We start from the raw sequence: 19,220 nt of genomic DNA, 5'->3' as shown, positions 1-19,220 counted from the left end.
GTCACAGGTCCGACAGGACCGACGGGAGCCACGGGAGCCACGGGAGCCACGGGAGTGACAGGGCCGACGGGAGTGACAGGGCCGACGGGTGCGACTGGAGTGACAGGAGCAACAGGGCCGACGGGTGCGACGGGAGCAACAGGAGTCACAGGTCCGACAGGACCTCTCAATACAACTTCGGGATCAGCCGCTAATAATACAGGTCAGACACTGGTATTGACACTATTAAATCCGACCGCAAATATTACGTTTCCTAACGCCCAAAATTTGTCCGCAGATATTACGGTTAACAATCCGACTGCAGATACGTTTACGCTCAATACTGCAGGTAGATATTTAATTACCTATGTCATCTATCCAACATTGACTCTGTTGACAACCTTTCAATTAAAGCTCAATGGGGTTAACGTCAATGGCACACAAGTATCAGCTGCGGTGGGGATCGGAGTTGTGCATAATCAAATAATTCTTACGATTGCTGCTGGTGAAAACATTCGTGTAACGGTTACGACAACATTAGCAGCGACAGTTTCACTTGGAGCTGGTTCAACAACAGCAACGTTATCCATGGTAAGAGTAGGCTAAAAAGTGTGGACACAAGCCCAGGCCTTCAAGCATGTACTCAGCATAATTGTGGAATATGACGAATACGATACGATAAGATATTGGTTGATTGGAGGCTGCAACATACGTGAAGCTTGCTGGAAGCAAGGTATTGGTAACAGGTGCTGGTGGCTTTATCGGCTCGCATTTGGTAGAGGCATTGGTACGTGAGGGAAGTGAAGTCAGGGCATTTGTATTTTATAATTCACTAAGCTCAATAGGCTGGCTGGCTGATCTACCAGACGAGATCAAGTCGCAGCTGGATATTGTTTATGGAGATATTCGGGATACGTATGCAACGAAAAATGCGCTTCGAGGCTGTCAGCTTGTCCTGCATTTGGCCGCATTGGTAGGTATTCCTTATTCGTACCGTTCGCCGGAAGCCTATGTGGATACGAATGTGAAAGGAACACTTAATATTCTTCAAGGCGCTCAGGAGCTTGATATTGCCAAGGTTGTTCATACTTCTACAAGTGAAGTGTATGGGACGGCACGTTTTGTGCCAATCACGGAACAGCATCTGCTGCAAGGACAATCACCCTACGCTGCAACAAAAATTGGGGCGGATCAGCTGGCCTTGTCTTTTTTTCATTCTTTTGGAACACCAGTGTCTGTACTGCGTCCTTTTAATACGTATGGTCCCCGGCAATCACTGCGCGCTGTAATCCCGACAGTAATCGCACAATTGGCCAATGGGGCAACCGACTTGAAGCTGGGATCACTTCACCCAACGCGCGATTTTACTTTTGTTAGGGACACCGTACGGGGGTTTATGGCCGCGGCTTCGTCCGATTCATCGATAGGACAGGTCGTCCATGTTGGAAGTGGTTATGAGATTTCGATAGGTGAAGTTGTAAGGATTATTGCCGAATTAATGGGAGTAGACGTAGAGGTGGGGATGGAGGCCGAGCGTGTACGTCCAGTAGGTAGTGAAGTCGAGCGTTTATGGGCCGATCCTTCAAAAGCCAAAGAAATGCTTGGCTGGCTTCCCGACTATACAGGGGACGAGGGATTTAGACGAGGATTAAGAGAAACTATAGATTGGTTTACGAATCCTGATCATTTACAAGGATACCGTTCCCAGGCTTACAGGATATGACGAAGATAATGGATGATTTCTTTTACAGGATACGCTGTCACGGTTGAAACGAGTTCTGCTGTCTACGAGTGGCATTATCGGCGGCTTTTCAAGATAGTGAATATATCAGCTGCTTTATGGAGTCCACTGAAGTTCGCAGCAATTACTGGCTAAGTGCGCTTATTTTAGACGCCTCTACCCAACAACGGATGGACGCTTTACTTGCGCTGACGAACGATGAAGGGATTATGACACGTCCGCTGTGGATTCCCTTACACCAGCAAACGATGTATACCAGATGTCCGCGAATGGATCTCTCTGTTACAGACAATCTGGTGCAAAGCGTGATCAACATTCCGAGCAGCGCATCGTTGGGAGGGAGACTATGAGATATAGAGCAAAGATTGCTGTCATAACGGGCAGCAGGGCCGAATACGGTCTGCTGCATGGGGTCATGCAGGGTATTCTTGCAGCAGAAGAGTTTGAGCTGCAGATTGTAGCAACGGGCATGCATCTTAGCCCTGAATTTGGTTTGACTTTTCAGGCTATCGAAGCGGATGGCTTTGAAATTACCGAGAAGGTGGAGATGCTCGTATCCAGTGATACTCCCATAGGGGTGACCAAATCAATCGGGCTTGGCTTGATTGGTTTTGCAGATGCGTTCAGGCGTTTAAAGCCTGATTATGTCATTGTTTTGGGTGATCGTTATGAAATGATGGCTGCAGCTTTGGCTGCATTTATGGCGCGAATTCCGATTGCGCATATTGGCGGTGGGGATATCACCGAAGGTGCGTATGACGATTCTATCCGTCACAGTATGACCAAGATGTCACAGTTGCATTTTGTAACCAATGAAATTTCCCTGCATCGAGTACGGCAGCTTGGTGAGAACCCCGCCTCTATTTTTAATGTGGGGCATCCGGGGCTTGATCGTATTCGTGAACTGAAGCTGCTTACGCGAAGCGAATTGGAACGAGAGTTGGATTTTACATGTCGATCACGTAATTTGCTTGTTACCTACCATCCGGAGACATTGGGTAATCAAGAAGCATCCGTTGAATTTGCTGAGGTGCTGAATGCGCTGCATCGGCTTGGACCGGAGACAGGCATTTTGTTTACTAAGCCCAACGCAGACGAAGGGGGCCGTAAGTTGGGTGCTATGATTGATGATTTTGTGGATCATCATGCGAATAGCCGAACCTACACGTCATTGGGGCAATTGCGTTATTTTAGTGCGGTTCAAGCGGTTGATGCCGTAATCGGAAATTCTTCGAGCGGAATTTGTGAGGTTCCATCTCTCAGGAAGCCTACTGTTGATATTGGGGACCGTCAGAAAGGACGGCTGAGAGGGAGCTCGGTGCTGCACGCTGAAGCTAAATCCGAATCTATTTGGAAAGCGGTTCATCAGGCGTATCAGCTGGATTGCTCTAAAGTAGATAGTGCATATGGCGATGGAACAAGCAGTGTCCAAATCCTGGAGCATTTAAAGCAGCATATAGGTGAAGGGCGAAGCCAACCGAAGGTGTTTTTTGAAGCTTACATGCAGCCCAAGGAAATGCCTGAAAATAGAGGATGAAACTTAAAGCAGCTGGGGTACAAGATACAGTACTAATGATCGGAGTGTGAGGTTGCATGCAAACCGCTCGTATCTATATCGTGGCTGAAATCGGAGTCAATCATAATGGGTCTGTGGATTTGGCAAAAAAACTTGTTGATGCAGCGACGGATGCAGGTGCGGACGCTGTAAAGCTTCAATCCTTTCAAGCCCGCAGCTTGGTGAGCGAAAGCGCACCGAAAGCGGCATACCAACAGCATACAACCGATGCATCTGAATCACAGTATAACATGCTGCACAAGCTCCAGCTATCTACAGAGGCACATCGGATCATAGCCGCATACTGCAAGCTTCGGAACATCGATTTATTGTCGACACCCTTTGATATGGAAAGCTTGAGCTTGTTGGCCGATGAGCTGGATGTACCCATCATAAAGGTAGCTTCAGGGGATATTACGCATGCGCCATTGTTGGAGAAAATTGCCCGTACCGGGAAAAAGGTGATTGTTTCCACTGGGATGAGTACGCTCGGTGAAATCGAGCAGGCGCTGGCGATGCTGGCCTTTGGTTTCACCCAGCCGCAAACGGCTGTGCCGACATTAAGTCGGATTCGGCACGCCTATATATCCGAGGAAGGTCAGAATACACTGGGCAGACTAGTTACACTGCTGCACGCTACAACGGATTATCCGGCACGATTTGAGGATGCAAACCTGCGGGCGCTGCATACGCTCTCTGCTGCTTTTCGGCTGCCGATTGGTTTATCGGACCATACCGAGGGGATTGCGGTCCCGATTGCCGCAGCTGCTCTGGGAGCGTCTGTTATTGAAAAGCACTTGACACTGGATCGGAATATGGCGGGACCCGATCATCGAGCTTCCCTGGAGCCCGCAGATTTTCGAAGTATGGTTATTGGCATAAGGCAAGTGGAGGCGTCCTTGGGCTCTTCGGCCAAGCTGCCCTCGCCGCGCGAGCAAACAAATGCAGAAGTGGCTAGGCGAAGTATCGTGGCGGCTCAAGCGATTGCGAGCGGAGAGATTTTGACCGAATCTCATTTGGCAATTAAAAGGCCGGGCGGCGGAAGATCGCCTTTTCAATACTGGGAACTGCTTGGGACGACCGTCCGCCGCGCTTACGATAAGGACGAAATGCTCTGAAGACAAGGTTTATGAATTCTGCATGTGTTGCTTTTGTTCTGCAAACCAAGAAGCGGTTTACCAGGCATGCAGACCGCCGTCCACAATCAGATTATGCCCTGTTACATAGCTGGAGGCGTCCGAGGCCAAATAAAGCACGGCACCTGTCAGCTCATCGGGTCTGCCCATACGCCCAAGCGGGACGCGGTTCGCATATTTTTGGATAAAGCAATCATTTTGCCCGCTTTCCATTCCTCCGGGGGTCAACGTATTGACCCGAATGCCGTAAGGCGCCCAGCGTGTGGCCAAATATTTGGACAATCCGATTACCCCGGCCTTGGAGGCAGAATAGACGGCAGGTGTATTGATCGGCATCCCCAAATACTGGGAGCCCTCGTAAATGCGTTCATCCGGTCCCAGCTCCCCATATATCGAAGAGGTTTGAATGACCGATCCCCCGGTATTCTGCTCGATCATCCATTTTCCCACCGCTTGCGCCACTAAGAACATACCGTCCAGATTCACGGACATCACCTTACGCCATTGCGTCAAAGAATACGTTTCAAAGGGTGCAAAAAATTCACCCATATTATCTGTCTTGGTGGCTGCGTTATTGAGCAAAATATCGATATGGTGCTGCTGTCCAACAACTGCGTCGACCATCCGGGCTACGGACTCAGGATCGGATACATCGCATGCAACACCTATACAATAGGTGTCGTAGCTGTCCGCAAGCTCATGTGCGAAGTCCTCCACCTTGGCTTGATCCAAATCCACTACCGCTACTTGTGCTCCGCAGTCTGCTAATGCCTTGCAAAATCGTTGTCCGAGCAGGCCTAAACCACCTGTCACAATAGCTGTTCTTCCGGATAGATTGAAGTAATTTGTATGCTTGGGCGGGTTTGTCCCTTCGTGAGGCTGCGGATGCCGATCCTCCTGCGTACCCTCAGCATGTCTATGCGGATTGTATTCATTCATCAGCTCTCGCTCCTTTTTTTTGTGAATGGCTGTGATTCTTGCGGACTATCGCCAGCTTTCATGAACAACTGCGAGTTGTGCAAATACTCCACAAATTGAAAATCCAGCTCGGTGTCAATATCAATGGATCTTTCCGAAGGCATCACATACAGTAAGGTGCATTCATTGAATAATGTCGCAGTGGACAGAAGCCAATCCCTTTGCCATACATAGATGGAAGCATTCAAATCGTAGGTGACTGGTGCGTCCTGGCGTCGTATGAAGGGTGAATCCAAAGGTTTGACCAATTGAACAGCCCCGTTGTGTGTAAGCTCAACCATATTAAAATACGGGGATCGTCTTGAAGGATGGCCTGATACCACATTTCGTACAGCGGAGCCTTCAAGGAGAGCGACCGCTCCAGCAATATCTTGAACTTCCCTTAACGGTGCAGTTACATCAAGGTCTACGACCGTGTTGAACGAATATCCTGTGCGCTGCTCTATAATGGACGTACAATGCTGAATGGCCGGGATTTTGGCAGCTTCGTCATTAGCGAGCAAAGCGGGCCGTTTCACGAGCTGATGGATCCCATAGCTCGCAGCAATTTCCAATATCGCTTCGGAATCACTGCTTACGGCGATCTGATCGAATAAGCCGGACTTTTGGGCCTGCACAATCGAATAGGCTATCAGCGGTTTGTCTAGTAAGTATCGAACATTCTTATTAGGGACACCTTTTGAACCGCCACGCGCACATATGGTGCATAATCGTTTCATGCATGAATCCACCTTCCACTGATGGCAGCCTGCTCTGCCTGTTCAATAAGCTCAACGGTTTGGGCTGCTTGCTCATACGTGCACAGCTGTGTAAAGTTACCCTCGAGTAGTGCACGATGCTGATGGCGGTAAGTAAAATCGGTATCATATGCGAAATTCTCCACGCGATGATCGATCTGCAGTGCAGGCTGCACGAGATCCGCTATATACGTGTGAGCATTCGTATTGACAACGAGGGTTCGTTGATGAATTCGATCCAAATAATTAATCTGAATACTGATAGCCGGACATCGGCTTGAAGACATCAGCAGAGCGTACATATCGTCGCTATCCAGCTCAAGATGACTATGACATCCGCCGATTGCAGTGATTCGTATCCACGTGCCAAACAGCCATTGCACATAATCCAGCTCATGGCTGAGATCCCGCAGTACACCGCCGCCCTCACTGCGTTTGGCCGAGTAGCTGTTCCGGTAATCCGTGCTTCGCCAATCCGGTAAGTATTGACCTGCATAGACCTGAACTGAAAGGATCGTTTCCTCGGTCAGAAGCTGCCTTAGACGCAGCAGTACAGGGTGAAATCGTAAATTGTAGGCGACGAATACATGATGCAGCAGCAGTGGCTGCTTGTGCTGGTACTGATGCTCGGAAATGAGAGACTGAAGAGGTTTGTGAAACAGAGGTTTTTCAATCAAAATCGTTCCTTCATAGCCAAGTGTTCGAAGCATACATAAGGTTTCATAATGGTGGTGGGTACGATTGGAAATAATTACATAATCGGGATGGGGAGCAGCCTGGAGAGCATCCAAGATCGTCCGATACACAGGCAGCAGGGTAGATGTTTGTTGACTCACTACCGCTACCGTACAACCGAGCTCGCTCAGTATACGGCTGTGCCTTTGTCCGATAGAACCGTAGCCGATAACGAGGACATTCATGGAAATACCTCATCATAGTCCCGATTGGCTCGTTCATAATCCTCGATATGGCCAATATCGAGCCAATAATCACGAACGGGAAATACGTTAACTGACTTATTTTGTCCGGCAAGCTGTTCGAACAAAAGCGGCATATCCGTGTACGTATCCGAAGGGATTTGAGACAGTACCTGCGGTTCAACTACATAAATGCCAGCATTGACAAAGTGCTGCTGAACCGGTTTTTCCTTAATTCCCAGAAAACGATTGCCCTCTATGCGTACAATTCCGTAGGGGATGGTTTGTGTGTACTCACTAATGCACATCGTAGCCGTACTACCGGTTGCATGATGGACCTGCAGCAAATGCCCGAAATCGACACGGGTTAACAAATCTCCGTTAACGATAATAATCGGCTGTTTGGGCGTGAATGGAAGCAGCGATAATGCCCCTGCAGTTCCAAGACGCTGTTTCTCGCGAAGATAACGAATGTTCACTCCCCACCTGCTGCCATTTTCAAAATAACTTTCGATCATTTCCGCTTTATAATTTACCGAAAAGTAAAAATTGCGGAACGAGTGGGCAATGAGCGAATCCAGTATGATTTCCAAAATAGGTTTGGGACCGACCTTTAGCAAAGGCTTGGGACAATCTTCTGTCAAAGGAGCGAGACGGCTTCCAAGCCCTCCGGCCATAATAACAACCCAGTTGTCCCGCTTGGGTGGCTGCAGAAAATCCTCCAACGCTTCGATACCTATTACAATGCGATGTTCGTCGATCACAGGGATACGACGCAGGCCTTGACGGACCATGAGGTCCCAGACAGCTTGCCGAGATGCTCCTTGTGGGACCGCTTTGGGGTCATTATTCATGATGGAGCCGACGGCCTGATGAATGTTCACTCCTTGTAGGATAGCCCTACGGACATCACCGTCTGTAACGGTCCCCAATAATCGCGAACAGCTATCCACAACAAGTGCTATTTGTGCGGCATCCTTTTCAATGATCTGAATCGTTTGATGTAACGTGGTATTCGGTTTCACCAGCATCCCTGTACAATCTCTCATAGCCATTCCTCCTTACTTACGGAGTTGATGTTGCTGTATTTCCATTGAACGCGGTGACTACGATGGTTGGATCCGCATCCATATGTACCTGCCCAAAGCTCGTCTTTGGACAGGGGTTGCGGCAGCGGAGAGTCCATTCTTTTTCTCGTTGATTTTAGATTATACGGCGGTTCTGAAAAACTCGGTCATGCATAGCTCTGCAACCGCACTGCCAAGAGTAGCTGTTGCACTGATTGAGGTAAAGCCAGGTACAACAAAAGATCTCGTTTGACCTGACGCTACAGCAGCCAGTGTTGCAACGATCGTTGCACCTCTGCGAAATGTAAAGGTGATGGCAGCGGAATTAGTCGAGGTGTTGCTAACTAAACCTGATGCGGCCACCGGTGCGGGGTTGGGTCCGAATAAAGTGCTTGCGGATACAGCAGCTGATCCGGCGAGATGGTAATCCTGCTGTGCCAAGCAAACACTTACAATCGGTTGCTGGCAGCAGTTGCTTGTAGAGCTTGAACAACTCATGAATGAACTCCTCCTTTTTTTGCTTGCAGTATGCAACTAGACAAACGTGTGTTATACGGAAGCTCTAAAAAATTCGGTCATGCACAAGCTGGCAAGGGAGCTGGCAATTGAGGCAGTTGCACTGATGGAAGTGAATCCAGGAATGGCAAAAGATCTCGTTTGTCCGGGAGTGAGTGGTCCTATAGTAGCAACCGTTGCTGCGCCTCTGCGAAAGGTAAATGTCAGTGTAGCGGAGTTGGTGGAATTGTTGGATACAATTCCTGACGCTGCTACCGGACTCGGGTTGGGCCCAAAAACGGTGCTAGCTATCGTAGGAATCGGATAACTTTGATCTGCCAGACACACACTGACGATAGGCCGTTCACAGCAATTGGATGTTGAACTTGAACAACTCATGAATAAATTCCTCCTTAGTAGGACTATAAGGTAATTGCAGGATATCATATGGAATCTATTCATAGTTTGTATAGGTGGATGGCTAAACCAATGCCCAAATGTGCTGTAAAGAATGTCTTATTGAGAAGTAAGACAGCGTTCCAACCGCTGTTGTAGCGTTTCTTCCACTTGACCAAAATGTGCTGTGAGCCGTTCAAAGGTTTGTCGGAGGTAATCGATCATTTGCTTCTGCAAATCAGTTAGCTGCTTCAAGCGATCCTTAGAATGGATTTCGCCGATATCGTTCATTTGCTTGTTGAAGGCAAAAATAATGTGCTGGATAAACGTAATAACCGGCTCGATCATATAATGTTCATAAAGCTTTCCATTCGCATTAACCAACGCTTCAATGTAGGATGGAATATCTGTATTTGGGTATTTATCATGCAACAACAACGCATTATTAATAATCCGGCAGCTGCGGAGATCGTTATTTGCGACTGGTATAAGTTGTCGTAGGGTGTCCCGGATCTGCTGGGTACGCTCAATTAATCTGGCATAGGTTTCCTTTAGCTTGATTTGCTGTCCAGAGGGTATCCGATTCTGTACAAATGGATATAAAGTGGTTACTAACGGCTCTGCACAAAAGGCAGCAACTGCCATTTGCAGTGTCATCAGCTCGGTTCCTTGAATATAGGCGCCACCCTCCGTTGCATCGATAAACCGGGTCTGGGGGTGCAGACGGATTTGCTGCTCAAACCAACTTTTGAATTCGTGCCATAGTTTGGTGGTCAACACTGGGTTGCCGTCTACGCCTGGAACGACATATTCGGGTTGTTGACGGAGTGATTGCACTTGGGCAGCCAATCGATCCTCTGCGTAGACGGACTGCATGCTGTGTGTCTGCTTGTTATCACCAAAGGCGAGGTCCTGACCAACGAAAATAATCGGGCTTGCACCAGTCCACAGGGCAAATTCAAAAGCTAAATGAGCGGAGGACGAGCCTCCCTTCAGAACAGCGACTTCTTCTGTAATAGATTCGCGTATCCATCTGCTTGAGTGCTCCAGGCTGCGGAATACAGGAATCCATGAGCCTTTCATTAATTTAGTGATTCTTGGATCTATTAAAGTGAGCCCAACGATGACAAGTTTCTCGGGGAGCTTCTGATTGGCAAAATGGTAGTGGTATACATCCGGAGAGCGTTCTGTCACACAGATAGCGTCAGGTGTAATATTTCGGCTCAAACAGGGTCGCAATGCGGATTCGGCGGTAAGGATGAGTGACCTACCAACTGCTTTAGCCAGGTGCTCAATATTAGTATCCAAAGAAGGTCCATTGGATACGATAAATGCGGGTTTTCCGGCAAAAGCGTCTCTCATCTCTGATAACGGAGTACTGTGTGTGATGGCATCCACGTTATCCAACGTATTATAAAGGCCTATCAACGTATCATGAATTGAATTGCCGATACTGCCTGCCATTAAGCTGAGTGTATTCAGTATCCACTCATGAAGCTCTAGATAAGACTGCTTCTCATTTCGATGGGCTAGCCAGGTGAAGCAGGATGTAAGCTTGGTGGACCGCAACAAAAAATCACCTGTCATACAGGACTGCAGCTGTAATTGGATCTGCTCCACGCTTCCGATGATAAAGTGAAATGTCGGGTCCTGTAATAAAGGGCGAATATCGATGCTTTGCAGCAAGGTGACGAACAGATCAATATTTTGTTCAACGATGTATATATCCGTATACGTTTTTTTTCGTTTGGCGTATTCCAATAACGGATAGCCAAATCCGCAGCCGTAGATCAAGCTGATCAAGTTGTCTTCATAATCAAGTGCCTGCGCCCAGCGCTCTGCCTCCAACCAAGGATCCGTCATGCTGTTCGTGTGAATGAATGAGTTCTTGTTTATGATGGCAGCTACTGGCCAGTCGCCGCTCCCTTGAACAACTTGAATAGAAGCCGGATTCGCATGCCTTGGAATCGGCATGGGCAGCACATGCTGCAAATACTCCGGCAAGTAGGCGATATTGTTTTCAAGAATGGATAAGGTCATGCAGTAAGCCTCCTTTTAATGAAGGAAGCAAGGTATGCCCAATCAGATCAGTAGCGGAACTGATATCGCCGTGCTCCAAGGTGTCCAACAAGTGGGTCATCTGCAAGAAAATCAAGCTGCAGGCAGTTTCTGATAAGGACACACCGTCATGATCCAATTCGTCGAGCCATAATAAACAAGCTTGCTGAAACCAGCATAAACCAGTATAGTCGTCGCCTGTCTGCCAAGCGTCGTAGCCTTGCTGTATACAAGCCACGTAACCACGTTCATCAAGGTTCATAAGCGTCATAATCTCCTTTTTCCAAGCGGCTCAAGATCAGAGGGGAGCCCTTATCCAAAAACCAATCGGTGTAAGCGACGGCGCTTCGGCTCAACCACTCATTGGTCTGCGCATAATGGATTACAGGATCTTTCATTCGAACCTCATCCCTCTGTGAAAAAAGAACACTGGGGTTGGAACAGAGCCATACGTACCATCGTTCGATTATCGTTTGCAGCTGCTGACGGGATTCCTCTACGATCTGTTCTTCCAACATAAAGCCTCCTTTCGTTCGGGACAGGCTTTTGGCTGCTGCGATTAAGATTCACCGCCCTCACAATGCTTGCTGTGTGAAAAAGGCTAACGATATCTTCTCCGCAGCTTGATGAGGTAGGTACCCTTGCCTATACCGCCTTCTCCGTCACATACAATTTTCAGTTTACGAAGTGCTGGGACCGCAAAGGATATTTGTTGTCCTTGCTCAATGGTACCCACGGTTTCCCGGTTATGATGCCATTCGATAATGGCAGTCATGGTGCATGGAGTATTATTATCGATACGTATAATGGAAGAGGAGGGTGGGCTGCAGGCTACAAAATAAGTGATCGGCTTGCCATCGCACACTTGGAATATCCGCCCGCAGACTTGTTCACGCCGAATACGGCTTTTTTTTTACAGCATCGACGTTTTTTAGATGAAGCGCAGTTCATTTTGACCATCGTAACCTGCTTAAAACACTGTACAATCTTGGGAATTGATTTTCCCATGGTATGGGTAACCTCCTAAGAGTTTTGCGTTAGCAAAACTTGCATCGTAAGCATCACTGAGTTTTGCGTTAATAAAACTTGCATCGTAAGCATCACTGTGTTTTGTTTTAGCTTGAGCAAGATTGGCTGCGTATTTTCTCCTAGTAGGATATGGAAGCAGCGTGACAGATGTCGTAGACATTCGCACATTGTGAGGTAAATGGTCATTTGTCCCCTGTGAGTTCATCCTGCTTTTAATGAAAAATAGACGGAGGTATATACCATTAGCGGAGTCCGCAAAAATAGGTCTGGGATATAATAAACAGATGAAGGAGGGAGCATATGTCATTCAACAGGGACTTAATGAATTGTGATCCTAAGCATGGCCTTGTACAGAACTGTATAGAGTTTCCCTGGTTTGTTCACGATTCTGAAGTGACTATGCTCTATACGACCAACGAGGTGATATCGGCCTATGGAACGGTCAGCTCAGATGTGGGTTCAACGCATCAGGTGCAGGTACAATTTTTGTTTCGTCAGGTTGTGGTGAAGTCGTTTGTATTGACGGGGGGGCAAACCGTAGCTTTTGCAGTAACAGGCTTTGATGGCATTCAAATCGTAGGTTCAGAAGGGGCGAATGCATCTGGAAACTGCTGCTGCAGGTATGGATTTAACCATTTTTAAAGGTGGGTTAGCGCTTGTGACAAGCACAACATAACAGCGGGAGAAGCCTTTCCATATGACTGGAAATGTCTTCTCCCGCTGCGTGTACACCTTTTTATACCGAATCTGTTAAAGGTTTGACTATTGACTTATGTCTGGCTCAGATCGAGCTCCTCATAGCTGCATTCTTGATTATCAAGCATATTTTGCCGCAATACCAGGTATAATTCTGCTTTCGTGGCATTTTCATAGGGCATAACAAACAGCACACCGACGAACAACGCAATGCACCCGAGCAAATACCATCCGATAAACGAAAGATCCAGCACCCACATTCGGAACTTGTGTCCGTCCGTCATCTGGTTGCTCAATTCGACCGCTCGCTTGTAGCCAATATTAGCATTGTCAGCCAAAATATAAGGCACCATGCGATACGCATACGATTTCACGATTCCAGGAATAATCAGCAGCAGGAACCATAGAAAATTAAGAAAATCTCTCCATAACATCGATTTAACAATGGCGAGATATTTCTGTTTGCGAAAACCATACTCAATATGATTCAAATTATTATCGCCTTGTGCATTTCTTATAAAGTAACGTCTTCCACCGACCTCCAGCGAATAACACAGAAAAATCCGAAATGCGATTGCAAATAGCATAATACCAGCAAACACAAATACGAAAATAAGCACTACCATTGGTAGGTAATCATTACCCGATATCTCCTTGAATAGTTCAGAGAAGCTTTCTGATGGGTTGGTGCCAAAGTTCCAATTGTGAGAGCTGCTGCCACCAAAGTTCCATGTATTGGGATTCACCCCGTTCATGAGATTGGATGGAATACTGCTACCGCTGCTGCCCCCGTTCCCGCCTACAAAGCCAATAATCAAGCTAACCAAAAAGGCTTTCCAATAGGAGGTCCTCAACACATCCTTTGCTCTTGTCTTAAGAGCCATACGAGTCCACATGTAATCAATCCTTTGCAATTTGATATGTCCTTCAACTATATATACCCAACTGCTGCAGTTGATTATGTGCGGATTACTCGTTTTTGTCAAGTTATGGATAAGCCCAAAAAATTATGGTTGCAGGATCTGTAGAATGGGGTATGATGTCATCATGCATATAAGGCTGCTGCGCATCCTGCGAAAACTGAACAAGCATATTATGCAGTGATGAAGCAGTACAATGATTGATGAAAGCTTACGAAGTCAAATGAGTAAAAGCAATATTTTAAAGGTAAAAGCAAGCTTACGAAGTTAATTTTGCTAAAGCAAAATTTTAAGGAGATGGACAATTTGCGCATCGCGGCTTCTATCCGCAAAGTGCTGATCATGAACGCAGCCTCAACGATTATTTTTAATTACATTGGTATTTTTGTGAATCTGTTTATTTGGGAAAAGAATCACAGTATTTTTGACGTCACTTGGTTTAATCTGATTATGTTCATCACGTGGAGCCTTGCTTTTGCTGTGGGTTCACGACTGTTAACCAAATATACGACACGTGCGTTGATTCGAACGACGGCAATATGCGGTGCTATCACGTTCATACTCCTAACTACGCTCACTTTGGACAACCGACTGCTGTGGATAACGATTATTGCCATACCGGTCGGCATCATGTGGGGCTTGTATGCGGCTTCGCAAAATATTACATTGACCGCGATCGGCAAGGGCGGTGAATTTGAAGAATATTTCTCATATGCGACGATCATTGGACAGACTATTTCCATTGTGAATCCGATCGTATTTGCCTTCATTATCAAATGGATTGGTTACTACGGTTCGTTTATTATGATGTTTGTGTTTATTACGGTGTTAATGGTGGTATCGTTCTTCATTTCTCCTATTACTCTGGCTGAGGAAAAGAAACCGCTGTTCCAGCATATGCGATTCTCGACAGTGTTTTCTTATCCAGCCATTCGCTGGATGGTGCCTTCTTGTTTGGCAGCGGGTATATTTTTGCAATTCCAGGGCTTGTTTGCCTTGATATTTACGTTTTCCGTCTCGAATGACAAGCTGGTCATAGCTCTACTCAATGTGCTCTATGCCGTTTCCTCGATCATTGCGATGGTGCTGCACAGAAAGCTTACAGTGAGCAGCGGGATTTGGTTGAAGGTGGGGATGGCGGCAATCTCGGTTGGCTTTCTGATCGCGCTGCTCCAGCATTCGATATTCCTTGTGATTTCGAATATTTTAACGACGGTGGGGCTATTTTACTTCAGCACGATCTGGAACAGTGGGCAATTCCGAATTATTAGCCGTCATACCTCGATAGAGCAGGCACGGATTTTACTGTGGCGTGAATGGTTCCTCAATATTTCGCGGATCGCGATGCTGATTCTTATTTTGTTTGTAAAGGAGCTGCAGGGAATGACATTCATAATACTGCTTGCATTTTCCCTCGGATGCGCATTACTGGTGCCGGTCTTTTCACAAAAAAGCCAGGAAACCATGGTGGAATAGGGACATTGTCCAATCAAGAGGTTTGCAAATTAAAAATAATGACACACGAAGAGGCTGCTCCGCAGGTCTGAAAAGATCTGAGGTCCGGTCTTTTTTGTTGCCTGCTGCTGATTTATACATTTGCATAGATTATTGGTACGTACAAAAGTATAATAGAAACCAAGATATTCTGATCAATCAAGAACAACAGAGGTGTATGATGAGTAAAAAGCCTTTACCAAAATATATTCAGCTGAAGCAGGAAATTATGGGCTGGCTGCATACCGCAAAGATTAAGCCGAATGAGCGGATGCCAACCGAGCACGAAATTGCTGACCAATTTGGCATGAGCAGACAAACCGTCCGACAGGCGCTGGGTGAGCTGGAGCTGGAGGGTTGGCTGTATCGTGTGCAGGGAAGCGGTACGTATGTGGCGCCAGCGCCGAAGCCGAAGCAGGAAATACAAACCATCGGTGTACTGACGACCTATATATCCGATTATATATTTCCTTCGATCGTCCGAGGCGTGGAAAGTGTGCTTCGGTCGAGGGGCTATCGCATGCTGCTCTCCAGCACGGACAATGATAAGGCAAGAGAGCGTGAAAGTCTGCAAATGCTGCTGACCCACCCGCTGGCCGGGATCATCATCGAGCCGACAAAAAGCGCCGAAGGGAATCCGAATCTCGATTTTTATTTATCGTTGGAGTACAGAAGCATCCCCTTCCTAATGATCAATGAACGGTATATGGAGATGGACTGCCCTTGTATAAAAATGGACGACGAGGCCGGCGGATTTACAGCAGTTGAACATTTGATCAAGCTGGGGCACCGGCGAATTGCAGGTTTTTTCAAAATGGATGATTTGCAGGGAGTGAACCGGATGAAGGGCTTTATTCGTGCGCATCATGAATTGAAGGTGCCGCTGCTGCCCCACGCGGTGATACATTATGCAACCGAGGAAAAGAAGACGAAGCCCTATGAGGCAGCTTTAGCTATGCTAAGGCAGAATGAGGAACGGCCCACAGCCTTTGTGTGCTATAACGATGAGCTGGCTGTACACCTGATTGCCGCGATTCGTGAGGCGGGACTGAGTGTTCCTGGAGATATATCGGTTATTGGCTATGATGATTCTACTCTAGCTACCGCGATGGAGGTGAAGCTGACGACTATGGCGCACCCGAAGCTGGATCTGGGTATTCAAGCAGCCGAAACTTTAATGGATATGATTGAGCAAAAAGAGTTTAAAGCCGCAGATCGAACGAAAATATGGAAGCCGGAGCTGATTATTCGTGAGTCGACGAGGGCTATATAAGCGTGCAAAACATATACAGAGTGCTGTAAAAGTTCAATACAGTGCCCGGAAAAAATGAGTATGCTGGATGAGTTGAAATCAGGCTGTGAAGAGTAGTAAGAATGTGCTGCACAGCCTAAGGATGAACAGTAATTATAGTTATATCAGTAGTAAAATGGCCATGCTTTTCGGAATTAGCTATAGTAGCCCTATTCACCTTATTTTAAAAAATAGAAGTGGAAAATTTGTACGTACAAATATATAATGAGGATAGTGATACAAAGTACATGTGTACGACGAATTTCAAAAAAGCTTGGGTTACATGATTCAGGAAAGGTGTGGAAATGGTTGTTAAAAAAATTAAAGCAGGAAGTGCTGCAGGCGAATCTGGATTTGCCGAAGTATGGCTTGGTTACCTTTACTTGGGGAAACGTCAGCGGAATTGACCGCGAACGCGGACTGGTGGTCATTAAGCCAAGTGGTGTCCCTTACGACGAATTACAGGCAAACGATTTGGTCGTTGTAGATTTGCAAGGAAATATAGTAGAAGGCAGCTATCGGCCTTCTTCCGATACGCCTACGCATTTGGCATTGTACCGTGCTTTTGAAGATATCGGTGGGATCGTACATACGCATTCGCCATGGGCGACTAGCTGGGCACAGGCAGGCAGAGCCATTCCGGCACTGGGTACGACGCAAGCGGATTATTTTTATGGAGAAGTGCCCTGCACACGCAATATGACGAAGGAAGAAATTGAAGGCGCTTACGAGCTGGAGACTGGGAACGTAATTATTGAAACCTTTCACCATCTAAATCTGAAACCAAGACAAATCCCGGGTGTGCTGGTTAATTGTCACGCTCCGTTCGCTTGGGGCAAGGATGCTCATGATGCTGTTCATAATGCAGTCGTGCTGGAGGAAGTCGCCAAAATGTCTTACCATACGTTCCAGCTGAATCCGCAAATAGCTCCGATGGATCAAGCGCTGCTGGATCGGCATTTTTTGAGAAAGCATGGGGCAAACGCATATTACGGACAAAATTAAAATCATGGAGGCGAACAGTTTGGGCAACAAATATGCAATCGGTGTTGACTACGGAACCGAATCCGGTCGGGCCGTGCTGGTAGATTTAAGTAATGGAACGGAGTTGGCGGACCATGTTACGCCATATCCACATAATGTTATTGACGAGCAGCTGCCGGAATCCGGCGTAAAGCTGGAGATGGATTGGGCACTGCAGCATCCAGCCGATTATATTACAGTACTTAAGCAATCGATTCCGGCCGTGCTGAAGCAATCTGGTATCGATCCTGCCGATGTGATTGGTTTGGGGATCGATTTTACTGCGTGTACGATGCTCCCCGTTGATGCAAATGGTGTGCCGTTATGCTTCGATCCCGAGCTGAAGGATCAGCCTCATAGCTGGCTGAAGCTGTGGAAGCATCATGCGGCTCAAGATGAAGCGAACCTGCTCAATGAGATCGCTGAGCAGCGTGGAGAAGCTTTCCTGCCCCGTTACGGCGGCAAAATATCCTCCGAATGGATGATCGCAAAGATTTGGCAAATCCTGAACGAAGCGCCGCATATTTACGAGCGTACGGATCTGTTCCTGGAAGCGACTGATTGGGTAATCGCGCAAATGACAGGGAATACCGTTCGCAACAGCTGCACGGCAGGCTACAAATCGATTTGGCATAAGCAGGATGGATACCCGAGTAAGGATTTTTTCAAAGCACTGGATCCAAGACTTGAGCATTTAACGGATACTAAGCTGCGTGGCGAGGTCCTGCCTCTTGGCACCAAAGCAGGTGGGCTTACTGAAGCGATGGCCGCAGTAACGGGTCTCAAAGCGGGTACAGCAATAGCCGTAGGCAATGTGGATGCACATGCCGCAGTTCCTGCTGTTGGCGTCGTTACTCCGGGTAAGCTCGTAATGGCGATGGGCACATCGATTTGCCATATGCTGCTCGGCGACAATGAAAAACAGGTCGAAGGCATGTGCGGTTTTGTCGAGGACGGAATCATCCCAGGTTATATGGGCTATGAGGCCGGTCAGTCTGCTGTAGGTGATATCTTCGCCTGGTACGTAGAGCAAGCTGTCCCAGCTTATGTACACGAAGCCGCCGCAAGCGCTAACCTTTCCGTACACGAATGGCTTGAACGCCAAGCTTCCACCTACCAGCCGGGACAATCCGGTCTGCTTGCTTTGGATTGGTGGAATGGCAATCGTTCTGTGCTGGTTGATACGGACCTAACGGGTCTGCTGGTCGGCTGCACGCTGCTGACTAAGCCTGAGGAAATTTATCGTGCTCTGCTTGAATCGACTGCATATGGCACACGCAAAATCATCGACGCTTTCCACAATAACGGCGTTGAAGTTCAAGAACTGTATGCTTGCGGTGGATTGCCGCAAAAGAACAAGCTGCTGATGCAAATTTACGCGGATGTAACCAACCGCGAAATCAAAATCGCCGCTTCCAAACAAACACCAGCGCTTGGCGCTGCTATGTTCGGCGCTGTTGCCGCTGGTGCTGCTAACGGCGGCTATGATACCATCGTCGAAGCTGCACAGCAAATGGCCCGCATCCGCGAGGAAACGTTCAAGCCGATCCCGGCTAACGTCGAGGTCTACGAGAAGCTGTATCAGGAATACAGCAAGCTCCATGATTATTTCGGTCGCGGCGCGAACGACGTGATGAAGCGCCTGAAAGCCATCAAAGAAGAAATCAATTAATGGAAGTCGCACAATCGATCTTGCACTAATGTCGCA

The 19,220-nt window shown here is 47.4% G+C and carries 21 protein-coding genes and 1 pseudogene; 10 read left to right on the top strand and 12 right to left on the bottom strand.

The features are described 5' to 3' along the window. The 5 genes and pseudogenes from BM210_RS03455 to neuB all read left to right on the top strand — a co-directional run. Positions 1–585: pseudogene (locus BM210_RS03455) on the top strand (collagen-like protein); the annotation flags it as partial. Between the two features lie 106 nt (positions 586–691). Then, positions 692–1,702, top strand: a complete 1,011-nt coding sequence (locus BM210_RS03450; protein ID WP_091164378.1) for an NAD-dependent 4,6-dehydratase LegB — start codon at positions 692–694, stop codon at positions 1,700–1,702. A 68-nt stretch (positions 1,703–1,770) separates the two neighbouring features. Further along, positions 1,771–2,070, top strand: a complete 300-nt coding sequence (locus tag BM210_RS03445) for a DegT/DnrJ/EryC1/StrS family aminotransferase (protein WP_091164373.1) — start codon at positions 1,771–1,773, stop codon at positions 2,068–2,070. Further along, positions 2,067–3,257 (top strand): UDP-N-acetylglucosamine 2-epimerase, encoded by a 1,191-nt coding sequence (gene neuC, locus BM210_RS03440; protein WP_091164370.1) that lies wholly within the window; start codon positions 2,067–2,069, stop codon positions 3,255–3,257. Before BM210_RS03445 ends, neuC begins: the two co-directional genes overlap by 4 nt. Positions 3,258–3,313: 56 nt before the next feature. Continuing rightward, positions 3,314–4,393, top strand: a complete 1,080-nt coding sequence (gene neuB, locus BM210_RS03435) for an N-acetylneuraminate synthase (protein ID WP_091164368.1) — start codon at positions 3,314–3,316, stop codon at positions 4,391–4,393. Between the two features lie 57 nt (positions 4,394–4,450). Here neuB and BM210_RS03430 read toward each other — a convergent pair whose 3' ends face one another. The 11 genes from BM210_RS03430 to BM210_RS36160 all read right to left on the bottom strand — a co-directional run bounded on the left by BM210_RS03430 (position 4,451) and on the right by BM210_RS36160 (position 12,067). Further along, the gene (locus BM210_RS03430; protein ID WP_091164366.1) at positions 4,451–5,350 is read right to left on the bottom strand and encodes an SDR family oxidoreductase; all 900 of its coding nucleotides are present in this window, start codon (positions 5,348–5,350) and stop codon (positions 4,451–4,453) included. Beyond that, complete coding sequence (locus tag BM210_RS03425) at positions 5,350–6,108, bottom strand: acylneuraminate cytidylyltransferase family protein (RefSeq protein WP_091164363.1); 759 nt, start codon at positions 6,106–6,108, stop codon at positions 5,350–5,352. Before BM210_RS03425 ends, BM210_RS03430 begins: the two co-directional genes overlap by 1 nt. Beyond that, positions 6,105–7,046: a Gfo/Idh/MocA family protein gene (locus tag BM210_RS03420; protein WP_091164360.1), complete on the bottom strand. Its 942-nt coding sequence runs from the start codon at positions 7,044–7,046 to the stop codon at positions 6,105–6,107. The genes BM210_RS03425 and BM210_RS03420 overlap by 4 nt, the downstream gene beginning before the upstream one ends. Next, on the bottom strand, positions 7,043–8,092 hold the full coding sequence (locus tag BM210_RS03415) for a nucleotidyltransferase family protein (protein WP_091164359.1): 1,050 nt from the start codon (positions 8,090–8,092) through the stop codon (positions 7,043–7,045). The genes BM210_RS03420 and BM210_RS03415 overlap by 4 nt, the downstream gene beginning before the upstream one ends. Before the next feature lie 159 nt (positions 8,093–8,251). Continuing rightward, positions 8,252–8,608 (bottom strand): S-Ena type endospore appendage, encoded by a 357-nt coding sequence (locus BM210_RS03410; protein WP_091164356.1) that lies wholly within the window; start codon positions 8,606–8,608, stop codon positions 8,252–8,254. Between the two features lie 51 nt (positions 8,609–8,659). Further along, the gene (locus BM210_RS35320; RefSeq protein ID WP_143100983.1) at positions 8,660–9,004 is read right to left on the bottom strand and encodes an S-Ena type endospore appendage; all 345 of its coding nucleotides are present in this window, start codon (positions 9,002–9,004) and stop codon (positions 8,660–8,662) included. A gap of 117 nt (positions 9,005–9,121) precedes the next feature. Next, positions 9,122–11,041 (bottom strand): motility associated factor glycosyltransferase family protein, encoded by a 1,920-nt coding sequence (locus BM210_RS03400; protein ID WP_091164352.1) that lies wholly within the window; start codon positions 11,039–11,041, stop codon positions 9,122–9,124. Beyond that, positions 11,022–11,321: a hypothetical protein gene (locus tag BM210_RS03395; protein ID WP_091164350.1), complete on the bottom strand. Its 300-nt coding sequence runs from the start codon at positions 11,319–11,321 to the stop codon at positions 11,022–11,024. The genes BM210_RS03400 and BM210_RS03395 overlap by 20 nt, the downstream gene beginning before the upstream one ends. Continuing rightward, positions 11,311–11,577 carry a hypothetical protein gene (locus BM210_RS03390; protein WP_091164349.1) on the bottom strand — a complete coding sequence of 89 codons (267 nt, stop codon included), beginning with the start codon at positions 11,575–11,577 and terminating at the stop codon, positions 11,311–11,313. The genes BM210_RS03395 and BM210_RS03390 overlap by 11 nt, the downstream gene beginning before the upstream one ends. A gap of 83 nt (positions 11,578–11,660) precedes the next feature. Continuing rightward, the gene (locus BM210_RS36165; RefSeq protein WP_371263406.1) at positions 11,661–11,924 is read right to left on the bottom strand and encodes an S-Ena type endospore appendage; all 264 of its coding nucleotides are present in this window, start codon (positions 11,922–11,924) and stop codon (positions 11,661–11,663) included. Beyond that, the gene (locus BM210_RS36160) at positions 11,891–12,067 is read right to left on the bottom strand and encodes a hypothetical protein (protein WP_371263405.1); all 177 of its coding nucleotides are present in this window, start codon (positions 12,065–12,067) and stop codon (positions 11,891–11,893) included. The genes BM210_RS36165 and BM210_RS36160 overlap by 34 nt, the downstream gene beginning before the upstream one ends. Before the next feature lie 321 nt (positions 12,068–12,388). Between BM210_RS36160 and BM210_RS03380 the strand changes: the two genes are divergently transcribed. Continuing rightward, the gene (locus BM210_RS03380) at positions 12,389–12,730 is read left to right on the top strand and encodes a DUF3992 domain-containing protein (protein WP_091164346.1); all 342 of its coding nucleotides are present in this window, start codon (positions 12,389–12,391) and stop codon (positions 12,728–12,730) included. A 128-nt stretch (positions 12,731–12,858) separates the two neighbouring features. Here BM210_RS03380 and BM210_RS03375 read toward each other — a convergent pair whose 3' ends face one another. Then, a complete protein-coding gene (locus BM210_RS03375) occupies positions 12,859–13,680 on the bottom strand; it encodes a DUF975 family protein (protein ID WP_091164344.1) in 822 nt (273 codons plus the stop codon). 330 nt (positions 13,681–14,010) lie between these two features. Between BM210_RS03375 and BM210_RS03370 the strand changes: the two genes are divergently transcribed. From BM210_RS03370 to BM210_RS03355, 4 genes are all read left to right on the top strand, one after another. Next, on the top strand, positions 14,011–15,180 hold the full coding sequence (locus BM210_RS03370; RefSeq protein WP_091164338.1) for a hypothetical protein: 1,170 nt from the start codon (positions 14,011–14,013) through the stop codon (positions 15,178–15,180). Positions 15,181–15,379: 199 nt separating this feature from the next. Then, a complete protein-coding gene (locus BM210_RS03365; RefSeq protein ID WP_091164337.1) occupies positions 15,380–16,471 on the top strand; it encodes a GntR family transcriptional regulator in 1,092 nt (363 codons plus the stop codon). Between the two features lie 327 nt (positions 16,472–16,798). After that, the gene (gene araD / locus BM210_RS03360; RefSeq protein WP_091164335.1) at positions 16,799–17,494 is read left to right on the top strand and encodes an L-ribulose-5-phosphate 4-epimerase; all 696 of its coding nucleotides are present in this window, start codon (positions 16,799–16,801) and stop codon (positions 17,492–17,494) included. A gap of 19 nt (positions 17,495–17,513) precedes the next feature. Continuing rightward, positions 17,514–19,184 carry a ribulokinase gene (locus tag BM210_RS03355; RefSeq protein ID WP_091164334.1) on the top strand — a complete coding sequence of 557 codons (1,671 nt, stop codon included), beginning with the start codon at positions 17,514–17,516 and terminating at the stop codon, positions 19,182–19,184. Positions 19,185–19,220 lie beyond the last annotated feature (36 nt).

Origin of the sequence: Paenibacillus sp. 1_12 (assembly GCF_900114475.1) — a bacterium.
Taxonomy (GTDB): Bacteria; Bacillota; Bacilli; order Paenibacillales; family NBRC-103111; genus Paenibacillus_S.
This window is presented reverse-complemented; position numbering and strand designations above follow the sequence as displayed.